The following is a 4,520-nucleotide window of genomic DNA, read 5'->3' on the forward strand; positions in this document are numbered from 1 at the left end:
CGGCAAAGATATAAATTTATCGGATTTACCCCTCAGATTATTACGTTGACCCCGGTTTCCTACTTTTGTCCAAACTAAAAACTGTAGGAAAAATGAAAAGAAGTTCATTCAATGTGCTTTTCTTCTTGAAGAAGACCAAGCTGCTGAAAAACGGAGAAGCATCCGTTTGTATGCGTATCACTGTAGATGGTACGCGAGTTGAAAACAACATCCGCAAAAGCATTGACCCGTCTCTCTGGAGTCAGGCTAAGGAATCCGCCAGAGGCAAAAGCCGCAAATCATGCGACCTGAATGCCTACATCGAAAATGCGAGAATCAAGTTACATCAGATCTTTTGTGAACTGGAAGAACAGAACCAACCTATAACGGCACGTCTGTTGCAGGAAATATTTTTCGGACAGGACAAAGAACCGGAAGCGGTCCGCACCCTCATCGGTACCATGCAGGAGCACAATGACCAATGCCGTGCCCTGGTCGGGAAAGACTACGCCCTGATTACCGTTCGCCGTTATGAAAGCTGCAAGCGCTATCTTGCCGAACTTATCAGACAGAAATACGGAAAGGATGATCTGCCGCTGGCGGAAGTCAACGGTGAGCTGGTACGTGCCTTTGAATTTTATCTGAAGACGGAAAAGGAATGTCAGCAGAATACCGTTATCCGTTATATGAAATGTCTGAAGAAAATTACCAATCTGGCACTGGCCAATGAATGGATAGCCAAAGACCCGTTTATCGGTATCAAGTTCCACGAAAAAGAAGTAATCCGTGAGTTTCTTACTATGGATGAACTGCTGAGCATCTACCACAAGGAATTTTCTCTGGAGCGAATCACCGTAGTCCGTGATGTTTTTATTTTCGCCGCCTTTACCGGTCTGGCTTTCATCGACGTGCAACAACTTTCCCCTGAGCATATCGTAAAAGACAACAACGAAAACCTGTGGATCAGGAAGCCACGTCAGAAAACAAAGAACATGTGCAATATTCCGCTACTGGATATTCCTTTGGAAATCCTGAGAAAATATGCAGATTATCCTGCCTGCAAAAAGAAAGGAGTATTGCTGCCTGTCCCCTGCAATCAGAAGATGAACAGCTACCTGAAAGAGATTGCAGACCTATGCCTGATAAAGAAGAACCTGACTACACACACCGCCCGCCACTCGTACGCCACATCTGTCTGTTTGGCCAATGGGGTAAGCATTGAGAATGTAGCCAAAATGCTCGGTCACTCCAATATCAAGATGACGCAGCACTATGCAAGGGTACTCGACAGTTCCATTCTGAAAGATATGAATAATGTAAAGGATGTACTTTCAAATTGTCTGTAGCTTATGAAAAGAGAAATTATCCATATGGAGGACGGCAGGATTGTTATTCCTGCTGTTCATCCTGATAAGATTCGTATGGACGAAGCCGAACTTGTCGGCTTGTTCAATGTAGTTGCACCGACTTTAAGGGCTGCGAAAAGAAGAATATATAAACTTGGGATATTGCAACCATTCACCGCAGAACAACGTATTCCGTTAAAAGAGGGGTATCAGGTAGTCTATAACCTGGAAATGATATTTGCGCTTGCCTTTCAGATTAATACTTATCCGGCCCAACAATTACGTGAGTATATAATAAGCAGACTGTTCCAATCTGAAAAGTCAATGATTATCTGCATAATGAATGGTAATCATAAATCATATCTAAAATGCTGATAAATATTGATTTCAGTGTTTCATGCGGATAATAAGACGCAAATTTTGCAGTTAATTATCCGCGAAACTCTCTTAAATTAGTATTATATAAAGTTTATCGTGATAAATCATTACCTTTGGAAGTAAATATTAAAAATATGATTGAACCTTTCAAAGATTATGGAGATTTTGTAAACCATAAAAACGAACGAATTATCTGTTTCAATGTAAGCAGAACATATTTGGGTTGTGAACGTCCGAATTTATATGAATGTACCCGCAAATATTGGAGATTAAATGGTCAACGAGCCAAGAAAGCAGATTTAGTTTTTGCAATTTGTTGTGGTTATATTGTTGGAATCTTCAAGCCGCATCACTGGTTTCCTACCCAATGTGAGAAATACAAAGGACGATGGGAGTTTGAAGGAGAACAAATATTTGATTCTCCTTACCAGAATCAAGATATATCAAAAATCGTACGTAACAGACAAAATCCTGTGATGTATATAAACATGTAGTTATATGACAGCAAATTCTGATTTAATAATATATCAAGAAAACGAACTTTACGGCCTGAAAGATTGTAATGACAATGTCATTATTTCTCCTCAATATAAGGAAATGTATCCATTCAGTTGTGGTTTAGCTCTCGTCAAAAACAATAAGTCCCAACTTGGTTACATAAATAAAGAAAATAAACTCATAGTACCGTTTGATTTATATTCTTGGTGTGACCCACAATTCGTTTGTGGATATGCTCGGGTTGTACGCTATAATACAATAAGCGGGAAAGACGAATGGGGAATTATAGATACAGATGGTAATGTCATTGTACCTATAAAATATGATAAGATATGGTCTCTTAATGAAAGTTATCTACATTCGGTTAAAGCTTTCATTGAAAATAAAGAGGTTCTTATAAATCTTTGTATATTTCCTAAACGTGTTGTTTTTAGCGGTTTAAAGTATATAGCAACATATACGATAGAAAATTTCAAAGCTATTTTTAATTGTACACGTATAGATGTAAAGGTAAATCCAAAGACAGAAGAACTATTTTTCTCTTACGGGTGCCACACTGGGTATGTTGCATTAAAATGGAAGCCAATCGCGCCAGTTATATCAGTAGTTATTAATAGTGCCGGTTCTCTCTTTTTGCTTCTACATGAAAAAAAAGATACGGGAAAAACAAACTTTGAAAAAAGTATTTATAAAAGACACAGGGAAAAATCATCTAAACAACTTTCTAATACAACTTCTTGGGAGTATGAAAAAGAAAATACAATAGATTCAGACAGTTGGAGTGACCCATACGGAGACGAACGGGCATATTATGATGGTTGGTCTAGAGAAGATGTCGAGTCTGGATTAGCTGATGCATACGAATAATTCATTTCTGAAAAAATAAATCAAAAGAAACTTTAATCTATAAATTATTTAAGGTTTACAAAGTAAAATCACAAGAGTTAGTCAAGCATATCTAAAATGCTGATAAATATTGATTTCACTATTTCATGCGGATAATAAGCCGCAAAATTTGCGGTTAATTATCCGCAAAACCGTATATTTGCAGAAAACAGTGATGCCTATGTATATACATGAACATAAAGAATGGCCTTCTTTTTCGTGGAACAAGGAACTTGTCAGTGAGAAGCTGAACAAGGTAAACAAAGCTGTCGGTTATCTGATGGGACGCCTTAGTGTAATCGGTTTTAACGACAAGATGTCTGCCGTAGTTGAATCCATATCTCATGACATCATTGCATCATCAGAAATTGAAGGAGTGGAATTGAACAATGAGCAGGTACGTTCATCTGTAGCCCGCAAACTTGGAGTACAACTACCGAATCCGACCGAATCCTCACGATATATAGACGGAGTAGTGGAAATGGCACTTGATGCAACTGTCAATTTCAACAGTCCGCTTACCCATGAAAGACTCTTTGGCTGGCACAACTGCCTGTTTCCTACCGGATGGAGCGGTCCAACGAAAATAGATGTAGCCCGATACCGCAGTGGAGAGATGAAAGTTATTTCTGGAATGTTCGGTCGGGAAAAGGTACATTATGTAGCGCCTGCTCCTGAAAGAATAGACAAAGAAATGAATCGGTTTCTGGACTGGTTCAATTCAGATGTACATAACGGCTATGTCAAATCGGCGATAGCCCATTTGTGGTTTGTCTGTATCCATCCTTTCGATGACGGAAACGGACGAATCGGACGAGCCATTGCTGATATGGCACTTTCACAGGCTGAAGACTCAAAGATGCGTTTCTTCAGTATCTCCCATCAGATAAATAAGGATAAAAAACAGTATTACGACATATTGGAGAAAACGCAGAAGGGAGATTGTGAAATTACTGAATGGATTATCTGGTATCTTGACTGCCTGCTCCGTTCCGTCGAGCAATCCGACGAAACATTGTCGAATGTTCTTAACAAGGCCATATTCTGGCAAACCCATGCCGAAACAGCCCTGTCCGAACGACAACGTGAAGTCTTGAATTTATATTTGGACGGTTATCCCGGCAAACTGACGGCTAAAAACTGGGCAAAACGTGTAAAGGTATCACCGGATACAGCAACACGCGATATAAAAGATCTGGTAGAAAAGGGTATTCTGATACCCCAGCAGGGGCGGGTTCGTGACGTATTCTACGGAATCCGGTGTAGTGAGTCTATCCTTGTCATCCCCATGCCTGAAGATTTATAACCCGAACTAAAGAATATTAATACTATTTTTAAGTGTCATCATTCCTTTTTAAATCTCTAACCCATTAACAAGACGATGAAGTGATTTAAACTTATGTATATCAATTAAAATGTTGTCAAACAGCGTAC

At 39.2% G+C, this 4,520-nt stretch carries 5 protein-coding genes; all 5 read left to right on the plus strand.

What is annotated here, in order from left to right; all coding sequences use genetic code 11:
* Positions 1 to 92: 92 nt before the first annotated feature.
* The 5 genes from DXD04_RS16425 to DXD04_RS16445 all read left to right on the plus strand — a co-directional run bounded on the left by DXD04_RS16425 (position 93) and on the right by DXD04_RS16445 (position 4,392).
* Positions 93 to 1,325 (plus strand): site-specific integrase, encoded by a 1,233-nt coding sequence (locus tag DXD04_RS16425; RefSeq protein WP_117674201.1) that lies wholly within the window; start codon positions 93 to 95, stop codon positions 1,323 to 1,325.
* Between the two features lie 3 nt (positions 1,326 to 1,328).
* A complete protein-coding gene (locus DXD04_RS16430; protein WP_117674202.1) occupies positions 1,329 to 1,700 on the plus strand; it encodes a hypothetical protein in 372 nt (123 codons plus the stop codon).
* Positions 1,701 to 1,816: 116 nt separating this feature from the next.
* Positions 1,817 to 2,197 carry a hypothetical protein gene (locus DXD04_RS16435; protein ID WP_147330775.1) on the plus strand — a complete coding sequence of 127 codons (381 nt, stop codon included), beginning with the start codon at positions 1,817 to 1,819 and terminating at the stop codon, positions 2,195 to 2,197.
* 4 nt (positions 2,198 to 2,201) lie between these two features.
* Complete coding sequence (locus tag DXD04_RS16440; protein ID WP_117674203.1) at positions 2,202 to 3,068, plus strand: WG repeat-containing protein; 867 nt, start codon at positions 2,202 to 2,204, stop codon at positions 3,066 to 3,068.
* Between the two features lie 199 nt (positions 3,069 to 3,267).
* Positions 3,268 to 4,392 (plus strand): Fic family protein, encoded by a 1,125-nt coding sequence (locus tag DXD04_RS16445; RefSeq protein ID WP_177615338.1) that lies wholly within the window; start codon positions 3,268 to 3,270, stop codon positions 4,390 to 4,392.
* Positions 4,393 to 4,520: the final 128 nt, after the last annotated feature.

It is taken from the genome of Phocaeicola plebeius, assembly GCF_003437535.1.
GTDB lineage: Bacteria > Bacteroidota > Bacteroidia > Bacteroidales > Bacteroidaceae > Phocaeicola > Phocaeicola plebeius_A.